Source organism: Agrobacterium leguminum, assembly GCF_005144435.2.
GTDB classification, from domain to species: domain Bacteria; phylum Pseudomonadota; class Alphaproteobacteria; order Rhizobiales; family Rhizobiaceae; genus Agrobacterium; species Agrobacterium leguminum.
The window spans coordinates 242,726-268,924 of the sequence record NZ_CP120216.1 but is presented as its reverse complement, the minus strand read 5'-3'; the positions used below and the strand labels follow the sequence as shown (position 1 = coordinate 268,924).

Below are 26,199 nucleotides of genomic sequence, written 5' to 3'. Positions count from 1 at the left end.
CTTTATCTTGATTTCGCGGAGGATACAATCACGCCCATAGAGGGCCGGGTTGCGCCCATTTGAAATGGAGAAGAGCAGATGACCAGAATTTCCAGACGCAAATCGCTCGCTGTCGCCGTTACAACGGGCCTAGCGCTCACGGCGTTCCTGTCCGTTTCCACCTCTGCAGCACAGTCGAGTGATGGCGATGCGCAATCGGCTGAGTCGCTTTCTGTTGTATTGGATTTCCTGTCCAACACCGCGCCTGACAAGGTGGAAGCGGCTGCGGAGAGACTCGTTGCTCCCGATGCGACCTACGTGTCGCTGAATTTCGACAATCCGGAACTGAAGAAGATCCTGCCCTGGACCGGTACGGCCAAGGGTCCCAAGGCTTACAGCGGCACGTTCATGCGCGTGGCAAACTACTGGAACATCGAAGATTTCACCGTCACGGATAAGATCGCCTCCCGGGAGGACGTCGCGATCTTCGGAAAGTTCACCTATCGCTCGGTGGCGGTTGGTCACGTCTTCACGTCGCCGTTTTCCATTCATGCCAAGGTTCGTGACGGTAAGATGACCTACTTCCAGTTCATGGAAGACACCTACGCCTCGTCGAGCTCTTTCCGTCAGTCTGGCTCCTGGACGGTGAAGACGACCAAGGATGGCGACCCGTTCAAGGTGGGCGCGGAGTAATTCTCTGCACTGCTCGTCGGTTCGTCGTGAAATAAATGGGAGAATAGTCTTGGACCTTCATCTTACCGGTATTCATCACCTGACCGCGATCACAGCGAACGCGGCCGAGAACCTGCGCTTTTATACGCAGGTTTTGGGTATGAGGCTCGTAAAGAAGACGGTGAACCAGGACGACACGACGGCCTATCACCTGTTCTACGCTGACGGCGTCGCAAACCCGGGCACCGATCTGACCTTCTTCGACTGGCCGGTCGGCCGCGAACGACGCGGAACCCATAGCGTGACGAGAACAGGCCTTCGCGTCGGGAGCCGAGAGACGCTTGTCTGGTGGAAAACCCGATTCGACGCGTTGATGCTCGCGTCAGGGGATATCGAGGAACTCGACGGGCGCGCGTCACTCGACTTCGAAGACTTTGAAGGGCAGCGGTTTCGCCTGATCGACGATGGCGCAGGCGTGCCTGGCTATCCGTGGGAACACAGTTCGGTGCCCTCGCAGCATCAGATCAAGGGGCTCGGCCCAATCGTCATGAGCGTCCCGGATATCTCCAAAACCGGGCTTGTTCTGACGCGCGTCATGAACATGACCGAGGTCCGTGTCTACGCGTCTCCGGATGGAGTGGGCGACATCCATGTGTTCAGCATGGGCGAGGGCGGCCCCTCGGCCGAGCTTCATGTCGCGGTCCAGGATGGGCGGCCGGCGGCCGGGCAGGGCGCCGGAGGCGTTCACCACGTTGCGTTCCGGACACCGGATGCGGGTCAGTTGAACAAATGGGCTGAGCGATTGAAGAATGTGCGACTGCCGTCCTCCGGTGAGGTCGAGCGCTTCTATTTCAGATCCCTCTATTTTCGTGAGCCAGGCGGAGTTCTGTTCGAAATTGCAACCGATGGGCCGGGCTTTGCGGTGGACGAACCGCTTGAGAGCCTGGGCGAAACGCTGTCGCTGCCGCCGTTTCTCGAGGCCAAACGGGAGCAGATCGAAGCGAGGTTGAAGCCGCTACGCTGAGGTTATCACTGTTGGATTCTCAATAACTCAGAGCAATAGGGGTAGGCGCCCGGGCACGAAAGGCGCTGAAACATGTCGATCATCGCATTTTTGAAACGATTGCTACACGGTGGGCCCGCCATGGCGTCGCAAACCCTCGAAAAGGAGACTGCAAGAATGGCTAAAATTCTCGTTCTTTATTATTCGTCGTACGGTCATATCGAGACGATGGCATATGCTGTCGCGGAAGGCGCAAAATCGACGGGTGCGGTCGTCATCGTGAAGCGCGTTCCGGAACTGGTGCCGGAAGAAGTCGCCAAGTCCTCCCACTTCAAACTGGATCAGGCAGCGCCGATCGCAACCGTGGACGAACTGGTCGAATATGACGCCATCATCGTCGGCGCCGGCACGCGCTTCGGCACGGTCGCCTCGCAGATGCGCAATTTCTGGGACCAGACCGGCAGCCTTTGGTTCAACGGCAAACTGGTCGGCAAAGTCGGCTCGGCCTTCACCTCCTCGGCGACGCAGCACGGCGGCCAGGAATCCACCATTCTAGGCTTCATCTCGACCTTCCTGCATCACGGCATGGTCGTCGCTGGCCTTCCCTATGCCTTCCAGGGCCAGATGGGCGTCGACGAGATCAAGGGCGGCTCTCCTTATGGCGCCTCGACCATTACGGACGGCGGCGGCTCCCGCCAGCCGTCGGCCGTCGATCTCGAAGGCGCTCGCTTCCAGGGCGCGCATGTCGCCAAGCTGGCAGCTAAGCTGGGCGCCTGACCCTATCCTTCATCGGCGCGTTCGAAGCAGCCGCGCCCGCTCACGACTTTTGGAGACAACAATGATTCAGAAACTTGACGATGCTCGCCCCTACGCACTTGCCGCCTTGCGGATTGCGCTCGGGCTGGTGATTTTCTCCTTCGGGACCGCGAAGATTTTTGGTTTCCATGCGGGACAGTTCACCCCGCCGGCTGGCTCATTGCCATGGGTCGCAGGTTTGATCGAACTTGTCCTCGGTTTTCTTTTCCTTGTCGGATTCCAGACCAGGATCGTTGCATTCCTGCTCAGCGGTCAGATGGCTGTGGCATATTTCCTGGTCCATTTTCCGCACAGCTTCTTTCCGACCGAAAATGGCGGTTATGCCGCTGCGGTATATTGCTTCACGTTCCTTTACTTCGTCGCGGCCGGAGCGGGCCCGGCAAGTATTGATGTCAAAATGTCGGCTGTGAAACCATCCTGACCGGCAAATCCGCTCAGGATCATCGCTAACTTCTGTGATGCCGGGATATGTCCCGGTATGTCGAGCTCGAAAGAAGGACTGAAGATGCGGACACTCCTGAAAATGATTCCCTTAGCGCTATGCGTGCTTGCTGGCGCCGGTGTTGCTGTCCCGATAGCAGCCTTGGCCGCTACCGCCGAAAGCCTGGCGTTCGCCCGTCAATTGCGCGGGGATTTCAAATCCCAGACTGGTTCAACCGGTGTCCTCGAGCAACTGAGCGAAAAGCGGGATTTTGAGATTGGTGCTCAATCGCCGGCACGGGAAATTCCCGTCCGGCTCTATCGCCCCGGCGGTGCAACGGATCAAACGCTGCCAATCGTACTCTTCGTTCACGGCGGAGGGTTTGTGGCTGGTGACCTCGATTCCTACGACGTAATGCTGAGCAGTCTCACCAATCGAACGGACGCGGTTGTGCTTTCCGTCGATTACCGGCTTGCACCCGAAAATCCTTTTCCCGCCGGTCTCGAAGATGCCTATGCCGTTCTGGTTTGGGCAGCGGCCAATGCTGCGACTTTCGGCGCCGATGGTACCCGCATCGCAATCAGTGGCGACAGCGCCGGCGGCAATATCGCAGCTGCAACCGCGATGCTTGCGCGCGATCGGAATGGTCCCAAACTTGCCGCGCAGTTTCTGATGTATCCGACACTCAGCAACAAGATGGATACCGCCTCCTGGAAAGAGCTTGGAGAGACCCACTTTCCCAGCCGCGAGGTGAATTCAAAGGTGATCGAAGCTTATGTGCCGGAGGGAGTGAGCCCTTATGGTCCGCTCGTAGCGCCCCTATGGGGCAAGCACACCGATTTGCCTCCGGCGTTGCTGGTCGTCGGAAATCTCGATCCGCTTCGCGATGAAAACAGGGACTACGCCGACGCTTTGAACAAGGTGGACGTGGAGGCGCGGACGGTGGTCTATCCGCGTTCCCAACACGGGTTTGTGCAGTTCTATCAGTTGAAAGACGTCAACCCGGATGGCGAAGCGGCTCTTGCTTACGGGGCGGCATTTCTCAAATCGAAGTTGGGTAGCAAATAACGATATCCATGGTCTGCTTTTTGTGCAGAAACAAGACTGCGATATTGGTTCCTGGTGAACAGGACACTAGAGGATCCTGGAAATGGCTGAAAGACTACCGCCCATACTGCTCGTTGGATGTGGCAAGATGGGAGGCGCCTTGCTTTCCGGTTGGGTTGACAGAGGCCTCGACCGGGCTGTGGTGGTAACCCCGAGGCCAGCCGCGCTGGGCAAGGTTGCCGCCGGCATTTCGGTCTTCAGCGACGCGTCGGAGATACCCGAGACATTCGTCCCTTCCGTAGTGGTCTTTGCAACGAAACCGCAATACGCCGCTGAAGTGCTGCCCCTTTACGCCCGTTACGCGGATTGCGGAGCGATTTTTCTGTCCATCATGGCCGGGCTCACGGTGGCTGGCCTCCAGGCGAAAGTCGGGGGCAAGGCGCATGTCGTCCGTGCGATGCCCAACACACCGGCAGCCATCCGAAATGGGTTCACGTGCATGTTCGCTGGCGACGGGGTCTCTGCGGCGGAGCGAGACCTTTGCGGCTCGTTGCTCGAGGCTGTTGGAGAAGTCGCCTGGCTGGAACGTGAATCCCTGCTTGATCCGGCCACCGCGATTTCCGGTGGCGGACCTGCCTATGTTTTTCTTCTGGCGGAGCTTCTCGAAGCGGCGGCCCTCGATCAGGGCTTTCCAGCTACTGTCGCTTCGCGCATGGCACGGGCAACGATCTCTGGCGCCGGCGCCTTGCTCGCGGCAAGCGAGCTCTCCCCCGCCCAACTACGCATAGACGTTACCAGTCCGGGCGGAACAACCGAGCAGGCGCTGCGGCTGCTAATGGCGCCAGATGCATGGCCGCACCTCGTTTCGACGGCGATCGACGCCGCAAGCATGCGGTCGCGCGAACTGTCTGACGACTAGGCTTTAAATCCAATCAAACCGGTGATCATCCTGTTCGATGTGATTATGTGATAGCCCAGCCTTATCCGAGCCGTTCATTGCGCTCGTAGAAACACAGAGAGGAGCGGACCGCATCAATCTTCGAGCTTGGAGTTGCCGGCGGCGAACACGTATGCGGTCTTCGCTGTTATAACGTCGGTTGCATGATCTGCCCTTTTCTTGACGGATCAGCGGCGCAGCCAGCGCATGAGAGCCGTTCTGATAAAGAGAGGTTGAACTTTGAGGGCGAAAGATGCCTTCCAGACTCGGCCGACAAGGATGTCGTACGTGGCGCTGGAAATGGCCCCGTGCTTACAAGAGATGATACAGACAGTCGCCGCAAGCCTGCGCATAGACTGTCGAAAGCGCTCGGCTTCCTAGTCTACGAGAGGCATCCCTGTTCCCTCTTTTCCACAAAGATTGACGATTACCTACACTCTGTTGGGGAAAAATTTCTGGATACTCATGGGTGATCCTGCGCCATATCCGACGGTTTCGGATCTAGCAGGCTGGTTCCCTCGACACGCGTCAATACTGCTCCGCCACCTTCAGCATCGTTGCGTGGGGGAACTGCTTACCCCATGGCATCATTTGGAAAATTGCACTATTGCAAGCCGGGATCAGGGTTCATCGAATGCATCAATAAACCGGGATTTAGATCTTTCGATATGGCGCCGCATTGCTTTTTCCGCGCGAGGCACGTTCCCTTCCTCAATCGCCTGAATAAGATCTTCATGTTCCTTGATTGCATCCGTGGTGGCTCGAGCATGGAAATAAAGTCGGAAAAGATGAACGTGTGTATGCAGGCGCTGTAGAGATTCAAAAACGAGGTCGTTTCCGCATGAGCGCGCGATATGGTTATGGAATGCCGCATCTTTCTTCGCAAATTCACCGTAGGCAGCACGAGAGGTTACTTTGCTTTCGTTTCGCATCTGAAGATCGAGTGACTTTAGTTCAGCAATAACGACCTCGTCGCGGCGCTCAGCGAGCTTGCCCGCAGCAAACGGCTCAAGCAGAAGACGCAACTCATAAAGTTGTTCAAGACGATCACGATTTAGCTGTTGTGCTGCGCTATATCCTACGAGATGCGTCTTCTCTACTAGACCGAGTGCCTCAAGACGCGAAAGAGCCTCCCGGATCGGCGTTTGTGACACACCCAGACTACGGACCAGACTATCAACAGATATCCGGCTACCGGGAGGAATTTTCAGGGACATTAGTTGCGCATAGAGGGCCTCATAGACCTCATTGCCGAGACTGGCCGGTCTTTTTAACAACTCGGTTTGCGCTTTCAGCGACGAGTTCATGTCATTCCTTTCGGCAATTTAGCGCTTGACGATGTAAATCTATCAGCTAGTGTCCCTGACATCAATCAGATATCCTATAGGATTTGATGTGATGCCTACGATCGATTCAAGACGACTTTCCGCGCTGGCCCAATCGGCGCTCCAACTTGCCGGCGCACCGGAAGAGCATGCTGCATTGCAGGCGGATCTTCTGCTGGAAGCAGAATTGCGGGGCGTGCCCTCCCACGGTCTCTTGCGACTTTCCCGCATCATTGCCAGAATTCGCAATGGCGTGGCTGATCCTCACGCGTCCGGCGAACATGTCTGGGCATCCGATGCCTTCCTGTCGGTCGATGGCCAGAGGGGGCTTGGGCCAGTCGTTGCGATTGCAACGATTGAAGCGCTTGTTGATCGGGCTAAGCAAACAGGCATAGCGGCGGCAGCCATCACCAATTCTAACCACATTGGCATGCTCGCGTGGTACGCTGAGCAGGTAGCATCGCGAGACTTTTCCATCATCGTGCTGTCTACCAGCGAGGCGCTCGTCCATCCATGGGGTGCCCGCACGGCTATGATTGGCACGAACCCGATCGCCATTGGTGTTCCGACCGAAGATGGTCCTTTCGTCATGGACACTGCCACAAGCGTTGTATCGATGGGCGAGATTCATGATCACGCACACCGCAAAGCGGCGATACCAGAGCTCTGGGCGCTGGATCAGAATGGCAATCCCACCACGGATGCGGAGGCAGCCAAGAACGGTGCGATCGCACCGTTCGGTCAGGCCAAGGGTTATGCGCTCGGCCTCGCCTTCGAGCTTCTCGTCAGCGGACTGGCTGCATCGGCGATTGGCCGCGACGTGCATGGGACTCTGGACGACACTAGCGTCTGCAACAAGGGTGATCTCATCATCGTCATGCCCGGTCCGCGGCGTGAGCTAGCATCTTACCTGCAGGCCATTCGGGACATGGAGCCGGCGGATGGTTTCGAGGCGGTGCTGATCCCCGGGGAGAGGGGGCGTGCCTGCAGGGACCAGCGGATGAAAGATGGCGTTCCTGTCGTTGACGACGTTTACGAATGCCTGTTGCGGCTTGCCGGCCAGTCGGCCGCAGCCTGATTTTGTTTGGAGTGGGAGGATCGAGATTGACGTTATTTGGAGCTGTTCGCTTGCCAAGGAATATCGTCTTTGGCACCGGCCAACGCAATGCATTGCCGCAATATGCCTCACGCGCCGGCCAGCGCGCGCTCATCGTCACTGACGAGCGTTTCGCTGCCGATGCGACATTTCGTGATCTCGTCGATGCGGTCGCCAGAGCCGGCGTGACGGCGAAGGTTTTCGCAGGTGTGATCGCCGAGCTTCCGGTCGAGTGCATCGCCGTCGGCGTGGATGCTGGCAAGGCGTTCGGCGCCGATTTTGTCATCGGTATCGGCGGCGGTTCCTGCCTCGATGCGGCAAAGGTCATCTCGCTGCTGCTCGCCCATGGCGGCAAGGCTTCCGACTATTATGGCGAGTTCCAGGTTCCCGGTCCGATTCTGCCGCTGATCTCCATACCCACGACATCCGGAACCGGTTCGGAAGTCACGCCTGTCGCCGTGCTGACCGATCCGGACCGTACCCTGAAGATCGGCATCGCCAGCCCCTATCTCATCTCCGAAACCGCCATATGCGATCCGGAATTGACCTATACCTGCCCACCTTCCTTGACGGCGGTATCCGGTGCCGATGCGCTGACGCATGCCATCGAGGCATTCACCACCGCACGTGGAGAGCCTTCCACAAATCTCGTCCACGAGCATGTCTTTCTCGGCAAAAACAGCTTCAGCGATCATTATGCCCTGCTGGCGATCCGCCACATCGGTGCTAGCCTGCGCCCGGCCGTTGAAAACGGCAGCGATATCATCGCGCGCGAACGCTTGATGTACGGCGCGATGGCGGCGGGTCTCGCTTTCGGCACGGCCGGCACGGCGGCGGCCCATGCAGTACAATACCCGGTCGGCGCTATGACGCATACGCCGCACGGTACCGGCGTTGCACTGATGATGCCCTATGTCATGCAGATCAACCGCGACTGGTGTGCGCCAGAGATCGTCGAGATCGGACAGGCGCTTGGCCTTTCCTTACCGCAAGGCCAGATCGAGGCCGCCGCCGATGCAACGATCGATGCGATCGCCGATCTTTTCAGCGCCATTGGCATTCCGGCGACACTGAAGGATCTCGGGATCAAGCGCGAACAGCTCGCTGATGTCGCCGAGCAGTCGCTGGGCATTGCCCGGCTCATCAAGAACAACCCGCGTCCACTGCATGCTGTGGCCATGGAAATGCTTGTCGGTGCCGCATTCAACGGCGATCGAGCCTCTCTAAAGGCGCATTCGGATCAAAGAAAGGCTGGCTGATATGAACATCGCGACGAAAAATTCTTCCATGATAAGCTTCGATGTCGCCTTGCTTCCCACGGGCCTCTTCATCGATGGCGAATGGCGCGCCGGGCGCGAAGGCAAGACGATCGACGTTCTCGACCCCTCGACAGGGGAAGCCATCGCCGCCGTTGCCGATGCGACAGTCGAGGATGCGATGGATGCCGTTGCCTCGGCTCACAAGGCAGCCAATGGCTGGGCGGCGACCGCACCACGCAAGCGATCGGAAATCCTGCGCCGCTGCTTCGAACTGATGATTCAGCGCAAGGACATGCTGGCCGAACTCATCAGCCTCGAAAACGGCAAAACCCTTGCCGATGCCCAGGGCGAAGTCGGCTATGCCGCTGAATTTTTCCGCTGGTTTTCCGAAGAAGCGGTGCGCCTGAACGGTGATATCTCGACAGCGCCGAGCGGTGCCTACAAGATCGTGGTGGAGCATCAGCCGATCGGCGTTTCGGTTCTGGTGACACCTTGGAATTTTCCCGCGGCGATGGCGACGCGGAAGATTGCTCCAGCACTGGCTGCCGGATGCACCTGCGTTCTGAAGCCGGCCACCGAAACGCCGATGACGGCGCTGGTGCTTGCGCAACTCTACAAGGAAGCCGGCGTGCCGGATGGTGTGGTCAACGTCATTACAACATCGAAGTCGGGTCCGACTGTCAGCGCGATGTTGAACGATCGGCGTGTTCGCAAACTGTCGTTTACCGGTTCCACGGAGGTCGGTCGTGTTCTGCTGCGCGAGGCCGCCAATACCATCGTCTCCTGCTCGATGGAACTCGGCGGCAATGCACCGTTCATCGTCTTCGATGATGCGGACCTGGATGCCGCGATCGAAGGAGCGATGGTGGCCAAGATGCGCAATGGCGGCGAGGCCTGCACGGCCGCCAACCGCTTCTATGTCCAGTCTGGCATCGCCAAGGAATTCTCGCGCCGGCTGGCCGAGTGCATGGGTTCGATGACCGTCGCCGCCGGTTACGACAAGAGCGCCCAATGCGGTCCGCTCATCAATCGCAGGGCCGTCAACCGGATCCTGGGTCTTGTGGAAGACGCCAAAGCGCGCGGCGCGACCGTTCTATCCGGGGGCGGTCCGATTGATCGTAGCGGCTATTTTTTCGCCCCGACCGTCCTTTCTGACGTGACGCCGGACTCGGAAATCGCGACTGAGGAAATTTTCGGACCGATTGCTGCAATCACCACGTTTCAATCAGAGGATGAGGTGGTCGAACTCGCCAACGGCACGGAATATGGCCTGATCTCCTATATTTATACCAGAAATCTCGCCCGCGGCCTTCGGGTCTCCGAACGCATGGACAGCGGTATGGTCGGGCTCAATCGTGGCCTTGTCTCGGATCCGGCAGCACCCTTCGGCGGCACGAAACAAAGCGGTCTCGGACGCGAAGGCGCGCATCATGGAATCCTAGAGTTCTGCGAGACCAAATATATCGCGGTGACCTGGTAAGAGAACAAATGAGCGGGGAGGGCTCGTCTTGAAGATAAAGAAGATTGACGTTTTTCAGTTGTCAATGGGAGACGCTAGTGGATGGATGCCGAAAAGCGCGTTTGTCCGCATCGAGACCGAGGATGGAACTTTTGGACTCGGTGAAGCCTCGCCGATGCAAGGCGGCTATTTATCTCTGGTCGTGATCGGCCGGGACATGGCGCCGTTCCTCATCGATAAGGACGTCTTCGATCACAGCGTCCTGCTCGATCTGCTCATGCACAAATGCATCAAACTCGGGCCCGAAGGTATTGTCACAGGAGCACTGGCAGCGATCGATATTGCGCTTTGGGACCTTCGTGGCAAGCTTTTGGGAAAACCGATCTACAAGCTGCTCGGTGGCGCTTGGAGCACGAGTTTGCCGTGCTACAGCTCCATCGGCGGAAACGCTAAGCGCTCGGTCGAAGAGACGGTCCGGGCTGTTGCTGCGCGCGTGGAGAACGAGAACCCTGCGGCGGTGAAGATTCGGTGGGACGGCGATAGAACCCGCCAGGACGTCGATATCAAAGGCGACATAGAAAAAGCCAAGGCTGTGCGCAAACTGCTCGGCGATGATTTTCAGATCGGTTTCGACGCCAACAATGGCTATTCCGTCGGCGGCGCCATGCGGGTGGGGCGAGCGCTCGAGGACCTTGGATATAGCTGGTTCGAAGAGCCCGTTCAGCATTACAACATCCAGGCCATGGGTGAGGTCGCGCAACGCCTCGACATCACGGTCTCGGCCGGAGAGCAAACTTATACCTTACAGGGATTGAAGGATCTGATCGAAGCGGGTGTCCGCATGGTGCAGCCGGATATTATCAAGATGGGTGGCATTACTGGCATGATGCAGTGCGCCGCACTTGCGCGTGCGCACGGCGTGGAGCTCGTGCCGCACCAGACGCAACCCGTCGTCGGACACTTGGCAAACATCCATGTCATGAGCACAATCATGCATCGCGCCAAGCCAGTTGAATTGGCAGATCAGTGGGAACGGGGCGCGCCGGTCTTTACCAACCCGTCACAGCCGACGAACGGAAAGTTTGAGGTCCCGGATCGACCCGGCCTCGGTATCGAGTTTGATCAGGAGGAGATGAATACGCGGCGCATCGAGGTAGCCGTCGAACCGACGATCCGCGAACCAAACGAGTACAATACAATCGCATAAGGCGCATGTCGGCCGAGATCTCCGGGAGAAACGAGGAGCGGTCGGCGCTTGAGCCAGCGATGTCTGGAGGACTATCCCCAAATACTCATGGAGGGGTGGAGACATCGCATATCTTGTCAACAAGGGAGGAGGAACAGCATGCCTATTACCCGCAGAAAACTTCTTGTTTCCGGGGCCGCCGGAACTCTCGCTATCGCGGCCGCGAATGTCATGCCTACCGTTTCACGGGCGCAGGGCGCGAAAGATACGATCAAGGTGGCTCTTGCGGCCCGATCCTCCGGCGGAATGAATCCACAGATCCTCGCGGTGAACGGTGCCGACAACTGGGTGATCAGCCAAATGTTCAATACCCTGGTCAAACGTCCCGATGGTGGCTGGGCGTTGAAGCCAGAAGACGTGCAGCCGTCGCTTGCGGAAAGTTGGACGACCTCCGGGGACGGCAAAACGTGGACCTACAGGCTGAGACGCGGCGTCAAATTCCACAAAAACTACGGAGACGTTTCCGCTGACGACGTCGTGTTCACGATCGGCCGCCATCTGGATCCAAAAATCAACACCAACTCCAAGACGTATTACCGAGGGATTGCCTCTGTCGAAGCGGCGGACCCATTGACGGTTGTCTTCAAGCTCAAGCAGCCTGATCCGTTCTTCAATACGACCGTGCTGTCGCATCTGACCGCATCGATCCAGTCCAGGCGGGCTTTCGAGGAAAAAGGCGAGGGCATCAATACCGATCCAATCGGAACTGGGCCCTACCAGTTTAAAAGCATTGACACTGCAAAGGGTGCGATTCTGACCGCATTTCCCGAACACTTCGACGGACCACCCGTCACGCCCAATCTTCAGATTCTCTACATAGCTGATACCACAGCCCGCACACTGGCGTTTGCATCGGGCGATGTCGATATGATCGAAGGTGTGCGAGCTCCCGGCTGGATCGAAACGATGCGGCAACAGTCGAGCGGAACAGAGTTCGATGCAACGGCTCCTGGAAGCTTCAACATCCTGAGCTTCAATCTGGAAAAGAAGCCACTATCGGATATCAAGGTTCGGCAGGCGATCCGCCACGCAATCGATACCTCGGCGATCGCCGGCGCTTTCGGCAGTGTTGCAACCCCGATGCTCGGGCTCATTCCCTCCCAATTCCCCGGTGCTGTCAAGCAGCAGGACTTGCCGGAGAACATTTATTACAAATACGACCCGGAGAAATCTAAGGCTTTGCTGGCTGAAGCGGGGTTCAAGGACGGGTTGACGATCCCCTGTTATATCAGCCAGCGTGAGGACTACGCGTCGATCATGTTGATGATTCAGGAACAGCTACGCGCAGTCAACATCAACCTCGACATGAAGATCATCGATCACGCGACTTATCATTCGGACAACCGGAGAGACAAGAATACGCTGATTCTTTCGTCGACGAGCTACCCGCCACTTCCGACAGCGCCGATAGCAGAACTTCTGTCAAAAGTCGCCAATGTCAAGCCGGATGGCACGGGCATCAGTAACTATAGCCATTATGGTGTGGCAATCTCAGGTATCGATGACATGCTCGACAAGGCCATGGAGGAGCCTGATATCAATAAGCGCATTGCACTTGTCAGCGATATCGAAAAGAAGATTCTGACCGATCTGCCGGCCTGCGGCGTTATCAGCCTTTCCTATCTCGTCGCCCGCAATCCGCGGCTCGATATCGGCTTCAAGGTGCAGTCCGGACCTGCTTACTGGCCGCTCAACCGCGCCAAACTCACCTGATACTGGGGAGGTTTAGCCATGATTGGCTCCATCAATTCGAAGATATTCGATGCTATTCCGACACTTTGGCTGGTGTTGACGCTTGTATTCGTCGCCCTGCGGATATTGCCGGGCGATCCGGCGTTGGTTGCGTTAGGCGATTACGCTACCCCGGAACAGCTCGCGCTGTTCCGGTCTCAGACAGGCCTCGACGCTCCATTGTGGCAGCAATATTTTACGTTCCTTCGGGATGTCGTAACTCTGGACTTCGGCTCATCCCTGATCTCCAAGGAAAGCGTCGCTGGCCTAATCGGTCACAACCTGCCGTATACAATTGCGCTAACAATCGGGGCAACCGGCCTTGGTGTGTTGCTTGGTATCCCGTTCGGCGTCTTCGCGGCTGTTCGAAAGAACAAGCTCCCAGATCAGTCGATGCGGGTATTTTCCCTCGTCGGTTACGCCATCCCTGACTTCTACCTTGGAGCCGTGCTGCTGATTACGTTCGCGCTACATCTCAAACTCTTCCCGATCAACGGCGGCGGAGAAGGTTTTGCAGATCAGCTATATCACCTTGTTCTGCCGGCGGTGACATTGGCCATCCTGAAGATTGCGTTCCTCGGACGGTTGACGAGGACGTCGCTTCTGGAAGTACTCTCGAAAGATTACATCCGAACAGCGCGTGCCAAAGGTGCGCCACCACGTAGCGTGGTCTACAAGCATGGACTGCGCAACGCATTGCTACCGATCATAACCGGGTTCGGCCTCAGTCTTCTGGCGACTTTGTCCGGATCGGTCGCCATTGAGCTTGTATTCAATCGCCCTGGTATCGGTTCGCTCCTCGTAAAGGCAATCGCGGAGCGTGACTATCCGCTCATTCAGGGCACCGTCGTCGTGTTCGCTCTGATGGTGGTGATCGTCAACCTCTCCGTCGATCTCCTCTACAACCTCATCGATCCACGTGTAAGGAACTAAGCCATGGCTACGGTCGAGATGAACACCCCCGTCGCCGTCCAGGCTAGGCCAAACGTCTTGAAGCGCATAATATTCTCAAAAGCTTCAACGACAGTTGCGTTTTGCGTCATCGTCGCATTTGCGCTTATGGCAATATTTGCACCGTGGATTGCCCCATACGATCCGTTGAAGCAAAGCTTCTTGTCGATCAATAAATATCCGTCCGCCGCCTACTGGTTAGGAACGGATCAATTTGGGCGTGATGTACTATCCAGATTGATATACGGCGCCAGAACTTCGCTGACATTCGGATTGATCGCTCCAGCTTCGGCTGCAATTATTGGTACGACGCTCGGCGTCCTTGCAGGATTTTTCGGTGGGATCACCGATCGGATAGTTTCGAAGGTCGTTGACCTGATGATGGCCTTCCCCGAGCTCCTGCTTGCCATCATCGTTTCGGCAGCGTTGGGAGGCGGTTTCTGGAATGTCGTCCTTGTCCTGACAATTGCATTCGTCCCTGGATTCGCCCGCGTGGCGCGCGCTGCAACGTTGGCGGTACGTCAGGAGCCCTATATCGAAGCTTCAATGGCTATTGGTGTCAGGACGCCGATCATCATCTTCCGGCACGTGATCCCAAACATGTCGGCGTCGATCGTACTGCTCTGGACGCTATGGATTGCATCCGCCATCCGGCTCGAAGCGGCGCTAAGCTTCCTGGGAATAGGCACGCAACCGCCAAATCCGAGTTGGGGTAACATCATACGCGAAGGACTGGGCAATATCTTCGGGTCACCCTGGCCAATCATTGGTGCGGGACTTGCGATTACCACCGTGGTTCTCGCGATCAATCTTATCGGTGATTCCGCTCGTGATGTGCTCGATCCGAATTCGAGCGACCGATAGGAGATGGCCCGTGCAATTGTTGCGTTATGATCCCATCGGGCGTGAGAGGCCGGGGGTTCTGGATTCCGATGGAGGCATACGGGATATTTCGTCCTGCTGCGGTGACCTGGACGGTGAGGCGGTCAGACATTGCAATCTAAAACGCCTGCTCGAAGTCGATATCCCGAACCTGCCCTTGGTCAACGACGATGTCAGGGTGGGCGCTTGCACCGCCCGACCTAGAAAATTCATCTGCATCGGTCTCAATTATCATTGTAGTGCAGCCGCACTTAAACAGCCGATTCTGGCTGAGCCCGCTATTGCGATGAAGGCTTTGTCGGCCATCTGTGGTGCCAACGACCCGATAGAGCTCCCAAGAGAGGCCGAGAGTCTTGATTCGGAGGTGGTGATCGGAGTGGTGATCGGTGAACCAGCAAAATACGTGACCGAAGGAGACGCGCGTGCGCACATAGCCGGGTACTGCCTCGACCTTGCAGACCATGAGTTACAGTGGAAGCGTGGCGGGAACACCAGCAAGGGACGGGGACACGATAGCTTTGGCCTGATCAGGCCCTACTTCATCCACAGTTCCGCTTGCCTGACCAACAAAACCTGAGACTGAGGCTCGATGTCGATGGAGAGCGTATGGACGGCACCACAGCTGACATAATCTTCGGTATCGATTCTCTGGTGGCATATATCTCCCGCTTCATGACGCTGCCGCCCGGCGACATCATTGTGATCGGGACACCGGCGGGGATCGGCGTTGGCATGAGCGCACCAACGTTTTCTCCGGCAAGGGCAGACAGTATCGCTTCAGGACGAGGGCCTTGGAGGACAAACCCATGTTGTTGTTGGTGCCTCTGACGCGGCCCAGTGAGCTCGGCACCACGTGAGGAGGATTTATCATGCAGACTGGCAGTGCGCGGAAGCTTGATCTTGTCGAAAAGCGTGCGATTAACAACGGTAGCATTCTCTCGGTTCGCAACCTGAGGACGGCGTTCGGTCACAATGAAAGCTGGAACGAGGTCGTCAAAGGCATCTCGTTCGATGTAAAGGCGGGCGAGACCCTGGCAGTGGTCGGCGAGTCCGGCTCGGGCAAAAGCGTGACCGGATATTCGATCATGCGGTTGCTTTCGGAAGAAACATCCCGCGTAACCGGTGAGGTCTTACTCAATGGCCGCGACCTCCTGGCGCTTGACGAAAAGGAAATGCAATCTGTCCGCGGCAACGAAGTCTCGATGATTTTCCAGGAGGCGATGACGAGCCTCAACCCGGTCTTCCCGATCGGTAAGCAGATATCGGAGGCGTTGCTCCTCCACAATCCATCCATGAGTCCGGATACCGCGAGGCGGGAGGCGCTACGCCTGATGGACCGCGTGCGTATTCCTTCTGCAAATACCCGATATGACGAATATCCTCATAATTTTTCAGGTGGCATGCGTCAGCGGGTGATGATTGCAATGGCGTTGGCATGCCGACCACAATTGCTCATTGCCGATGAGCCGACCACAGCGCTTGACGTCACCATTCAGGCCCAGATTCTCAACCTGATCAAGGAGATCCAAGAGGAGGAGAAAATGTCTGTCATCTTCATCACCCATGATATGGGCGTCGTAGCCGAGATTGCCGAACGAATGGTGGTGATGCTACGGGGGGATATCGTCGAAACTGGGACGACCGCTGCAATCTTCTCAGACGCTACCCATCCGTATACCCGCGCGCTTTTGAGTGCCGTGCCCCGCATTGGATCGATGCAGGGGAGACCTCAGCCAAGCAAATTCGCCATCATAAACCCGACGACAGGCGAAGCCATGCCAGTTGATTCAGCTGTCGAAACGGTAAAAGCCGATGACCCTCCGGTTCTGGAAGTCCGAAACCTGCGTGTGCGCTTTGATATCAAGGCCGGTTGGTTCGGTGGGATCGCAAGCAGAATCCATGCCGTTGAAGACGTCTCCTTCGATATTCGTCAGGGCGAGACATTATCGATTGTCGGAGAATCAGGATGCGGAAAATCGACGACTGGCAGGGGGCTGATGCGTCTTGTTACGCCACGCGCAGGGCAGGTCAAGCTGCTTGGACGAGATCTTATGGCGATGTCTTCAGAAGAGCTTCGGGTAGCCCGTCGCGACATCCAGATGATTTTTCAGGATCCCTACGCAAGCCTCAGTCCGCGCCGGACAGTTGGTCAAGCGATTGCTGAGCCCTTCCTCACACATAAGCTTGGAACGCAATCGGAAGCCGCCAAACTGGTTGGAGAGCTCTTGGAGCGCGTAGGACTCAAAGCCAATATGGCAGACCGCTTACCCCATCAATTCTCAGGCGGGCAACGTCAGCGCATTTGTATTGCGCGTGCGTTAGCGTTATCGCCCAAGGTTATCGTGGCTGACGAGTCGGTCTCGGCGCTCGATGTCTCGGTCAAGGCACAGGTCATAAATCTGATGATGGATCTGCAGCGAGATCTCGGAGTTGCTTTCCTGTTCATCTCGCATGACATGGCGGTTGTCGAACGAATCAGCCACCGAGTGGCCGTCATGTATCTTGGTGAGATCATCGAGATAGGACCGCGTGAGGCCATCTTCGCGAACCCTAGGCATGCCTATACCCGGAAACTACTCGCCGCCGTCCCCATACCAGATCCAGAACGGCGAACCGCAAAGCGGGCCATGGACGTCGAAGAACCACAAACCGCGTTGAGACCAGCCCACTATGTGCCGATTACTCGGCCAATGGTAGAAGTAGACGAAGATCACTTCGTCCGCGAAGATAGCAGTCCTTGACGCAGCTACGTCTCTTTAGTCGCTTTTGGGCTGCCTGTGACCGTCAGGTTTCCATCAATATAAGCGACTTGGCGATCCGCCATAGATTAATAGCTGAGGAGACCGCACAAGAGGTCATAATCCCTGCTAATGAGGGTATTGGCCAGCGGTCCAACGCCTGGCGTTCAATTCGTCGTTCCTGACGGCATTCGACATTCAACCGGAGGCTTGAAACTTGGCGATCAAGCGTCGGTGGCTGCTCGGCTAGGACTATCTTCAGGAAGAGACTCTCGAAGCTGCCGTGGTGAACCCTCGTTTTCTCAGGCTGCCACATCTCGCATGGCGAAGGCAACTGTATCAGCTGGCCGCGAGTTCCATGCAACTCAACTGCGTATCGATGTGACTAGTCCCGCCGTTTCGACGGAGGAAGCCTTATTTCGTTGATGGTCCCCGATGGATGACCATGGCGCGTCTCGCTCGAAGTCGAGGGCACTTTCAGGGGATTGCTCCAGCAATCATTTCGACATGGGTCCCGAGACACGGCCGCAATAATAGAGTTGCCGGGACGGCATCGACGCCTAGCGGGGACATCAAGGATGGCATGGTAGAAAAATCGCGATGAAGCTTACTTCATCGAACGGCTTTCGGATCGGAAATCGTAATGCTGCTGCAATGGGAGCCCTCTAGCCTCACCTGATCCTATTCCTTCAGGTACAGTCCCATGAAATCTTCGCGAGACCTGATCAGGCGTCTTCTACGATATCTTCACCCTGTGATCGTTCTTGCCGCTCTCTTGGCTGGTCCTTTGAGCATCTTGCTGCTCAGGTAAACCGGGTCGCATAGCCACAACATCACTCCGCCGATGCTGCACTATATCGAGGCCATAATCACGTTCCCCTTAACGATCGCCTGCATAACGGATGCGAACGTCTGCAGGATTTGATCCGCGGGAGCGCTGATTGAGTGGGGCTTGTATTGGTCACGCTCTTAATCGGTTTCGGCCCATCCCGAAACAGGAGGAGGGGCCATGAAGTTCACTCCGTCGATCGACGCTACGCATGTTTTGCCGCCATTATGTTGCTCGGCGGGGTCAGGATGAAGCAGTCCCTGGATGCTGCTCAATATAGCCGTCTTGGGTGTCGGAGTGTAATGTTTCTTCGCCGTGGTTGTCTGGCACCATTGGCATGAAGCGCGCCAGCCGCCGCGTGATACTGTCGATATAGGCCAGCATCGTCGGCACCACAATCAGAGTCAGGATGGTTGAGCTGATCAGCCCTCCGATGACGGCATGCGCCATCGGCGCACGCTGCGCGCCACCACCGGCCACCGCCATGCCGAGCGGGATCATGCCGAATATCATCGCCAGCGTCGTCATGACGATCGGCCGGAAACGGATGACGCCGGCGCTGATCAGGGCGTCGTTGAGCGACAGGCCACGCTTTCGCTCCTGATTTGCGAAATCGACCAGCAGGATACCGTTCTTGGTGACGAGACCCATCAGCATGATGAAGCCGATCAGCGAGAACATGTTGATTGTGCTGCCGGCGGCCATCAGGCCGAGAATGACACCTACGAGAGAGAGGGGCAGGGCCGCCATAATCGCGACCGGCTGCAAAAAACTGCCGAACTGCGAGGCGAGAACGAGATAGATGAAGATCACGGCCATGGCGAGCGCCGTCACCATATGGCCCATGGTCTCCCGCATGTTCTCGGATTCACCGCCGAACTTGATGCGGTAGCCCTCGGGCAGCTCCTGGCCGGCGATCAGCCTCTGCAACTCGCTCGTGATATCGCCGAGCGTGCGTCCGGAAACATCGGCTGACACCAGCACCTCGCGGCTGTTGTCGAAACGGCGGATTTCGGAAGCGGCTCCGACGGTCGTGATGTCCGCCACTTGGTCGACGCGCACCATTCGTGGCGTCCCATTGGCGTCCGATTGCCCCGTCGTCATCATCAGCTCGCCAATCGCAGACGGATCGGCCCGACTTTCGCCGGGCAGCCGGACGACGATGTCGTAGGTCTCACCATCCCTGTCGGTCCAGTTGGAGACCTCCTCGCCGCCAACGAGGGGCGAGAGCGAGGCGGCGAGATCGGATCGCGTGATGCCGAGATCGCTAGACGCCTCGCGCTTCAGGCGCACAGAAAGAATGGAGGTCGCTTCCCTGGCGCTTGAGTTGATGTCGACCATGCCGGGGATCTTGTGCATGTCCTCAGCCAGTTTGGCCGCGATGTCCTCGATGGTCGCACGGTCGTCGCCGAGCACGCTGAGTTGGATCGGACTGTTGCCACCACCTAGGCCTTCCTGGACGATGGCGATCTCGATGCCCGGAATGACGGCGAGCCTTTCACGGATCGGGTTTGACAGCATCTGCGGGGTTCGCCGACGTTGCTCAAGCGACACGAGGCGCACCAGCACAGCCGCTCGGTGCTTGCCCATGGTGTTGCCGGTATTGATCGTCGAATAGATCGTCTCGACCTCCGGAAACTCCCTGAGCGCTTTCTCGACCTGCCGCACCTTGGCGGACGTATAATCGAGAGACGAGCCGACCGGCGCCGTGACATTGATCTGGAAGCGGCCTTCGTCGGCGTTCGGCACGAATTCGGTCCCAACCAGCGGCACCATGAACAGGCTACCGACGAATATGCCGATGGTTGCCATCAGCGTGACGAGGCGGTGGCGCAGCGTCCAGCCGATCACATGGCGATACTGGTCGGCCAGCCATTCAAAGCCATGATCGAAGCGTGCGATTAGTCGGCCGACCGGGCCGCGCTTCGCGTCCGGATCGGCATCGGGATCGTACCAGACACTCGACAGCATCGGGTCGAGCGTGAAGGCGACGAACAACGAGATCAGGACGGCGGCCGAGACCGTCACGCCGAACTCGTAGAAGAAGCGGCCGACGATGCCTTCCATGAAGGCGACCGGAAGGAAGACAGCGACGATCGTCGCCGTTGTCGCGATGACGGCAAGGCCTATTTCGTTGGTCCCGTCGAGCGCTGCCTGGAGGTGCGACTTACCCATATGAAGGTGGCGGGTGATGTTCTCTCGCACGACGATGGCGTCGTCGACGAGGATGCCGATGGAGAGCGTCAGGCCGAGGAGGCTCAGCGTATTGAGCGTAAAGCCGAGGAAACTAATGACCGCAAGCGTGCCGAGCATGGCGATCGGCAGGGTCAGGCCGGTGATGACGGTGCTGCGCCAGGAGTTGAGAAAGAGGAAGACGATGGCGACGGCAAGGGCCGCACCCTCGATGAGCGTTGCCTGAACCTGGGAAACGGATTCCTGGATGGCCGTCGAGGCATCGGTAACGATGCGCAATTGCACGTTCTGGGAGGCAAGCTGCGCATTGAGCTGATCGAGACGTGCCTTCACGTTGGCGACGACCTGAACGGTGTTGGCGTCCTGAACCTTGACCACATCGATTGCGAGCGCGGTTTTACCGTTGTAGAGCGCCTGGCTTTCCGGGTCGGCCGCGCCGTCGGAGACGGTCGCGACGTCGCGCAGGTAGACGGGGCCGCCGCCACGGCGGGCGACGATCATGTCGAGCAAATCCTCCGGCTGTTCGATGCGGCCCTGCACCTGGATGGTGCGCTCGGAGAAGTCGCCGATCACGCTTCCGGCCGGACTGTTCTGGTTGCCGCTGCGCAGGACGTTCACAACCTCGTTGATCCCCACTCCGAGCGCACGCATGCGCGTGTCGTCAACCCTGACATCGACCTGCCGCGCCTGGCCACCCACGAGTGTCGCCTGGCCAACGCCAGAAATGGTGGTCAACTGGCGCACGACGCGCTGGTTGGCGATCTTGGTGAGAGCCGGAACATCCAGCGAGGTTGAGCTGATCGCGACGGAGAGGATGGGCTGATCGGACGGATTGAACCGCGAGACGATCGGCTTGTCGACGTCGTCAGGGAACTCCGCTTCGATCGCTGCGATCTTGTCGCGCACGTCCTGCGCCGCGACAGCTCCCTGGACTTCCAGCTTGAACTTCACGGTGACGACGGATCGCCCCTCGTAGGAAGTCGAAGTGATCTCATCGAGCCCGCTGATGGCGTTCAACGCAGTCTCGATTGGGCGCGTCACCTCTGTCTCGACCGTCTCTGGTGTAGCGCCCGAATAGGTGGTCATCACCACGACAATCGGAACGTCTACATTGGGATACTGATCGAGGCCGAGCCGTTGGAACGAAAAGATGCCCATCACCAGCAGCGCGAGCATCAGCATTGTGGTGAAAACGGGATGGGTGATGGAGACGCGGGTCAGGAACATGTCAGCCGGCCTTGTTGATTGTCACGGCGACATTCGGCCGAAGCTCGGGGAGCGGCGCGGTGATAATCGTGTCACCGTCGCTCAACCCATCGGCGATCTCGATCACGCTACCGCCGTTCCAAGCCTGTCCGACCCTTACCGGCTGGCGCTGGAGATGGCCGCTGTGCAGCTTGAGCACATAATCGCCACTCTCATCCTTGCGCAGGGAGATCGCGGGAACGACCAAGGCGTCGGCTTTCTCGCGGACCTGGATTGAACCTGTGGCAAACATGCCGCCCCAGAGCCGTTCGTCGCGATTGGAAAGCCGCAGATAGACAGGCACGAAGCGCGTTCCGCTTTCGGCAACAGGGTTGATCCGTGCCACCTTACCTTCGATCGATTGGGGACCCATGCCATCGATCTGAAGTTCGACGGTCTGGCCTATCGCCACGCGCGCAATATCACGAGTCGAAACGAGAACCTTCGCTTCCAGAACGCTGGTATCGACGACGGTTAGCAGTTCGGCATCCGCGCTCACGCGAGAGCCTGCCTCCGTTGCACGGCTTGCGATGACGCCGTCGAACGGAGCGGTGACGTCCGCATCTCGCAAGGCAACCCGGGCGATATCGACCTGTGCCGAAAGGCTCTGCACCTTCGATGTGTTCGCGGCAACATCCCTTCTGGCCTTTTCCAGCTGCTCCTTCGATGTGACGTTTTTTGCCTCGAGCTGTTCCATCCGGCTCAGCGCCTGATTGGCGAGCGTTAGTTCCGCCTCGGCGGCGTCACGGTCGCTCTGACGTTGCAGTAGCGTCGATTGCAGATCGTCCGTCTCGAACCGGAGAATGACTTCGCCAGCCCTGACTCGCTCACCTTCGCGAACGGCGAAGTCGAGGATCTTGCCTCCAGTCTTTGCCCGCATCACCACCCGATTGACAGGCTGAAGCTCACCGCTGACGCGCAGACGCTCTACCATTGACACGGGTTTGACGCTCGTCACCTCGGCATGCGTCAGTTCGAGCGGCCTGCTGATCTGGACCGCGGATGCCACGATATCCTTGACCCGCGCATTCGCATCGACGGTTCCGCCTGCGGGAGCAAGATACATGACAACAGAGGTGCAGCCGGCAAGTAGAAGGCCCGCCTTGACCATGCGCGTACGCGTTGTCCATCTGATTGCCATTGCTCATATCCTTTCGACCGGACGCGAAATAACTGTCTGAAGGTCGCATCGCTTGCTTTGGGTTCACGGTTCTAGGCTCCGACAATTGCAGCAGCATTACCGGTCCGAATCCGAATTGCGTAATCCTGCCGCAACATTCAGGGTAGAAAAGAAAGCTTCGAAAAGGGCGGTGAGCAGAATGAGACTTCTACTGGTCGAGGACGAGAGTGAACTGGCGGATGCGTTGATGGCGACGCTCGAGAAACAGGGGGTGGTGATTGACCATGCGATGTTGCTTGCCGACGCTCTCGAACTCGCGCGTCAGAACACCTACGATGCGATCCTTCTCGACCGACGTCTGCCCGATGGGGAGGGATTGACATTCATTCCCCAGCTCAGGCGGAAAGGAGTGGCGTCACCCGTGATCGTCCTGACCGCGCGAAACGATCCAAAGGAGCGGATCGAAGGCCTTGATGGCGGAGCGGACGATTACCTCGGCAAACCCTTTCTCGTCGATGAATTGATGGCACGTGTGCGCGCCGTGCTTCGCCGTCCAGCCTCCGTCGTGGAACAGAAAATCGTTGTCGGCCGCATGTTGATTGATCCTCTCCATCTCACAGTGACGATGGACAATAGTCCGTTTGATTTGCCGCGCCGTGAGCTTCTGGTGCTGATTGCGCTCGCCAAACGGCAAGGCAAGACCGTGCTGAGATCCGTCCTTGAGGCGGCCGTCTACAATTACGAGGAAGAGATCCAGTCGAACGCACTCGATGCGCATATTTCACGGCTGCGCAAGCGCCTAGCCGATTCTTCCGCCGGCGTATCCGTCCATAATATCCGGGGTGTCGGGTATCTGCTTAAGGATGATGCCTGATGGAGATAACCCGATCAAATTCCTCGCTCTGGTGGAAGCTGAGCTGGCAGCTGAGCCTTGTGTTCGTCGCTGTGGTAGCAGCCGTGATCGTAGGGCTATGTGTCTACGGCGCAATGATCCTCTCGCCCAACGTCGGGCTAAAGGACAGGCTGTCACACGCGCTTGCAAACTCACTTGTGCGCGATCAACAGGGAAGGCTCGTCCTCGAAGAAAGTGCCCAACTTCGATCGTTCAAAGCCGAGAACGACCGGCTATGGTTTGTCGCTGCCACCCAGGATGGACAATTGGTGAGGTATGGCACGCCCCCCAACTACTATGCCGGTCTAGCGCCCTACGTTCGCTTGATAAGAGATGGAGACATTCGCGGTGCGAGCGGCACCGCTGAAGACGCTTCGATCGATGCGATTGAAACACCTCTCGGTGAAGTTCGGGTCATGTACGGCGGCAACACCAGCACCGCCGACAATATCCTGACAATGCTGACGAGCCTTTCGCCGATTTATGTTCCACTTCTGGCGATCGCCCTTCCGGCGTTGTTCCTGACCATCCCCCGCATCGTCAGCCGTGGTCTCGCCGGCCTGAAGGATGTCGCGAACATGGCGCCGGAAATAGATCCCCGCCATCCCGGGACACGGCTTCCCGTCCACAAGGTACCGAAAGAAGTTGCTCCCTTGATTGTAGCCTTCAACAGCGTGCTTGAGCGGCTCGAGGCGCAGTTTCAGGCCAGACAGCGATTTTTGATTGACGCGGCCCATGAACTGAGAACGCCGATCGCCATCATGCAGACCCGCATCGAAGGCATGGAAGGGGGCAGGGAGCGCCAGCGTCTTCTCGCCGATGTCGCCCGGCTTGCCAACACGGCCGAGCAACTTCTGGCCTTCGAGCGCAACGATCAGACTGATGACCTGCAGGAGGCGGTCGATCTCATAGATATCGCGCGCACAGTTGTGGCGGATCTTGCGCCCGTCGCCATCGCAGCCGGCTATGACATTTCGTTTGAGAGCGAGAGGGAAACCCTCCAGCGGCCGGGTAGCCCTTCGGCGCTCGCCAGGGCGATCACCAACCTTGTCCGCAATGCGATTGATCACGGAGGAAACACTGGCGCGATCGTCGTCTCTGTCTCCTCTAATGCTGTGATTGCTGTTTCCGACCAGGGGCCGGGAATCCCGGCGGACCAGCTCGAATTGGTATTCGAGCCCTTCTACCGGGTGACTCCCAGAAGCACGGGAGCAGGTCTAGGCCTGGCGCTTGTAAGGCAGATCGTCTCTCGCCATGGCGGCGAGGTGACGATCAACAGTTCATCCGCGGGGACCACATTCGCAATCCGCCTATAGCACGTCGATGAACCAAGCACTGCGAACGATTGCCTAGGTCGGAGGTGTTGGCGATTTATTTCCTGTAATGTTGCCGCAATTCTTGTCGCGCATCTTCCGCCCACTGCTATCAGCAAAGGGACAGCATTGTGGGCAATAGACATAACTCGGAAGCGACGATTTCCGGCGCCGACAGGGCGAGCAGGTACCGCTTGGGACTGGCGTGGCTTGTCTTGCCCGCGGTAGCCCTTCTCGCAGGCTGCACGTCAGTTCCTCTGAAGGAGGGCGGGACGCTGACGTCTTATAATCAACTCAGCCCGTCCAAAGGCAAGTTCACTAAATCCCGTACTTTTGTCGATGCACAGGGACTGGCTGGCGTCAAAACGGTTTCGATTGTGCCGACGACCTTCTCATTCGATGCCGCCTCGCGAATAAAGTTACCGCAAGACAGGGCACTGGTCTCTAACGCTCTTGACCGCGCCGTTTGCGTCTCCCTTAGCGACAAGTACCAGATCGTCCCCATTGGACAGCCTTCAGATCTCACCGTCCGAACCGTCGTGACCGATATTATCGCGACCAACAAGACCATGGCTGGTGTCTCCACCGCCGTTTCGCTTGGGAGCAGCCTCGCCTTGCCCGTTGGAATTCCACGACTGCCTGTCGGGCTCGGTGGACTTGCAGTCGAGGCCGAGGCTATAGATATCAGCGGCACCCAACGGGCTGCGGTCGTCTGGTCCAAGGGTGCCAACTCTATCACCAACAATGCGCGCGTATCGGAAGTTGGTGACGCCTACAGCCTGGCGGCAAACTTCGGAAAATATTTCTCGCGCATGCTCGTCAGCGGTAAGGAGCCGAAAGGTCTCGATCTGTCGTTGCCTTCCGGGCAACGGCTGAATTCTGCACTTGGCGGTAAGCCGAAATACGCGGCCTGCGACGCATTTGGTCGGTCCCCAGGCCTCGCCGGCATCGTCGCGGACAAGGTCGGTGCACCGCCCGAATGGACCGACAAGCAGCCGAAGACTCCGACGCAACAGGCGTCGACGTTCTAACATCGGCCGGCTTT

20 protein-coding genes and 1 pseudogene are annotated in these 26,199 nt (G+C 57.9%); 18 read left to right on the top strand and 3 right to left on the bottom strand.

Annotated features, from left to right (window positions below; all coding sequences use genetic code 11):
• Window positions 1-78: 78 nt before the first annotated feature.
• The 6 genes from CFBP4996_RS27935 (at window position 79) to proC (ending at window position 4,857) form a co-directional block, all read left to right on the top strand.
• Window positions 79-672 (top strand): nuclear transport factor 2 family protein, encoded by a 594-nt coding sequence (locus CFBP4996_RS27935; protein WP_205529293.1) that lies wholly within the window; start codon window positions 79-81, stop codon window positions 670-672.
• 49 nt (window positions 673-721) lie between these two features.
• A complete protein-coding gene (locus CFBP4996_RS27930) occupies window positions 722-1,675 on the top strand; it encodes a ring-cleaving dioxygenase (RefSeq protein ID WP_080855179.1) in 954 nt (317 codons plus the stop codon).
• Between the two features lie 156 nt (window positions 1,676-1,831).
• Window positions 1,832-2,431 (top strand): NAD(P)H:quinone oxidoreductase type IV, encoded by a 600-nt coding sequence (gene wrbA / locus CFBP4996_RS27925; RefSeq protein WP_080855178.1) that lies wholly within the window; start codon window positions 1,832-1,834, stop codon window positions 2,429-2,431.
• Between the two features lie 61 nt (window positions 2,432-2,492).
• Window positions 2,493-2,891, top strand: coding sequence for a DoxX family protein (locus CFBP4996_RS27920; RefSeq protein WP_080855177.1), 399 nt, complete (start codon window positions 2,493-2,495; stop codon window positions 2,889-2,891).
• 57 nt (window positions 2,892-2,948) lie between these two features.
• Window positions 2,949-3,959, top strand: coding sequence for an alpha/beta hydrolase (locus tag CFBP4996_RS27915; RefSeq protein ID WP_205529292.1), 1,011 nt, complete (start codon window positions 2,949-2,951; stop codon window positions 3,957-3,959).
• 82 nt (window positions 3,960-4,041) lie between these two features.
• Window positions 4,042-4,857: a pyrroline-5-carboxylate reductase gene (gene proC / locus CFBP4996_RS27910; RefSeq protein WP_080855176.1), complete on the top strand. Its 816-nt coding sequence runs from the start codon at window positions 4,042-4,044 to the stop codon at window positions 4,855-4,857.
• 638 nt (window positions 4,858-5,495) lie between these two features.
• On the opposite strand, the gene CFBP4996_RS27905 is transcribed toward proC, so the two are convergent.
• Window positions 5,496-6,182, bottom strand: a complete 687-nt coding sequence (locus tag CFBP4996_RS27905; RefSeq protein ID WP_080855175.1) for a GntR family transcriptional regulator — start codon at window positions 6,180-6,182, stop codon at window positions 5,496-5,498.
• Window positions 6,183-6,273: 91 nt separating this feature from the next.
• Here CFBP4996_RS27905 and CFBP4996_RS27900 point away from each other — a divergent pair, with 91 nt between their 5' ends.
• The 9 genes and pseudogenes from CFBP4996_RS27900 to CFBP4996_RS27860 all read left to right on the top strand — a co-directional run bounded on the left by CFBP4996_RS27900 (window position 6,274) and on the right by CFBP4996_RS27860 (window position 17,565).
• The gene (locus tag CFBP4996_RS27900; protein ID WP_080855174.1) at window positions 6,274-7,278 is read left to right on the top strand and encodes an Ldh family oxidoreductase; all 1,005 of its coding nucleotides are present in this window, start codon (window positions 6,274-6,276) and stop codon (window positions 7,276-7,278) included.
• Window positions 7,279-7,304: 26 nt separating this feature from the next.
• Window positions 7,305-8,555: an iron-containing alcohol dehydrogenase gene (locus CFBP4996_RS27895; RefSeq protein WP_080855173.1), complete on the top strand. Its 1,251-nt coding sequence runs from the start codon at window positions 7,305-7,307 to the stop codon at window positions 8,553-8,555.
• 28 nt (window positions 8,556-8,583) lie between these two features.
• Window positions 8,584-10,035 (top strand): NAD-dependent succinate-semialdehyde dehydrogenase, encoded by a 1,452-nt coding sequence (locus CFBP4996_RS27890; protein WP_233283466.1) that lies wholly within the window; start codon window positions 8,584-8,586, stop codon window positions 10,033-10,035.
• Window positions 10,036-10,063: 28 nt separating this feature from the next.
• Window positions 10,064-11,221, top strand: coding sequence for a mandelate racemase/muconate lactonizing enzyme family protein (locus tag CFBP4996_RS27885; RefSeq protein WP_137396192.1), 1,158 nt, complete (start codon window positions 10,064-10,066; stop codon window positions 11,219-11,221).
• 138 nt (window positions 11,222-11,359) lie between these two features.
• A complete protein-coding gene (locus tag CFBP4996_RS27880) occupies window positions 11,360-12,973 on the top strand; it encodes an ABC transporter substrate-binding protein (RefSeq protein ID WP_162936153.1) in 1,614 nt (537 codons plus the stop codon).
• Window positions 12,974-12,991: 18 nt separating this feature from the next.
• Window positions 12,992-13,924: an ABC transporter permease gene (locus CFBP4996_RS27875; protein ID WP_080855169.1), complete on the top strand. Its 933-nt coding sequence runs from the start codon at window positions 12,992-12,994 to the stop codon at window positions 13,922-13,924.
• Between the two features lie 3 nt (window positions 13,925-13,927).
• A complete protein-coding gene (locus CFBP4996_RS27870; RefSeq protein ID WP_080855168.1) occupies window positions 13,928-14,806 on the top strand; it encodes an ABC transporter permease in 879 nt (292 codons plus the stop codon).
• A pseudogene (locus CFBP4996_RS27865) lies at window positions 14,775-15,652 on the top strand (fumarylacetoacetate hydrolase family protein). The gene CFBP4996_RS27870 and the pseudogene CFBP4996_RS27865 overlap by 32 nt, the downstream one beginning before the upstream one ends.
• A 41-nt stretch (window positions 15,653-15,693) precedes the next feature.
• Window positions 15,694-17,565: an ABC transporter ATP-binding protein gene (locus tag CFBP4996_RS27860; protein ID WP_080855165.1), complete on the top strand. Its 1,872-nt coding sequence runs from the start codon at window positions 15,694-15,696 to the stop codon at window positions 17,563-17,565.
• 1,069 nt (window positions 17,566-18,634) lie between these two features.
• Here the strand turns inward: CFBP4996_RS27860 and CFBP4996_RS27855 are convergent.
• A complete protein-coding gene (locus tag CFBP4996_RS27855) occupies window positions 18,635-21,811 on the bottom strand; it encodes an efflux RND transporter permease subunit (protein ID WP_080855164.1) in 3,177 nt (1,058 codons plus the stop codon).
• 1 nt (window position 21,812) lies between these two features.
• Window positions 21,813-22,970: an efflux RND transporter periplasmic adaptor subunit gene (locus CFBP4996_RS27850; protein WP_080855163.1), complete on the bottom strand. Its 1,158-nt coding sequence runs from the start codon at window positions 22,968-22,970 to the stop codon at window positions 21,813-21,815.
• A 178-nt stretch (window positions 22,971-23,148) separates the two neighbouring features.
• Between CFBP4996_RS27850 and CFBP4996_RS27845 the strand changes: the two genes are divergently transcribed.
• The 3 genes from CFBP4996_RS27845 (at window position 23,149) to CFBP4996_RS27835 (ending at window position 26,185) form a co-directional block, all read left to right on the top strand.
• Window positions 23,149-23,823 (top strand): response regulator transcription factor, encoded by a 675-nt coding sequence (locus CFBP4996_RS27845; RefSeq protein ID WP_080855162.1) that lies wholly within the window; start codon window positions 23,149-23,151, stop codon window positions 23,821-23,823.
• Window positions 23,820-25,157: a sensor histidine kinase gene (locus CFBP4996_RS27840; protein WP_170988547.1), complete on the top strand. Its 1,338-nt coding sequence runs from the start codon at window positions 23,820-23,822 to the stop codon at window positions 25,155-25,157. The genes CFBP4996_RS27845 and CFBP4996_RS27840 overlap by 4 nt, the downstream gene beginning before the upstream one ends.
• A 191-nt stretch (window positions 25,158-25,348) precedes the next feature.
• On the top strand, window positions 25,349-26,185 hold the full coding sequence (locus CFBP4996_RS27835; RefSeq protein WP_424243871.1) for a DUF3313 domain-containing protein: 837 nt from the start codon (window positions 25,349-25,351) through the stop codon (window positions 26,183-26,185).
• Window positions 26,186-26,199 lie beyond the last annotated feature (14 nt).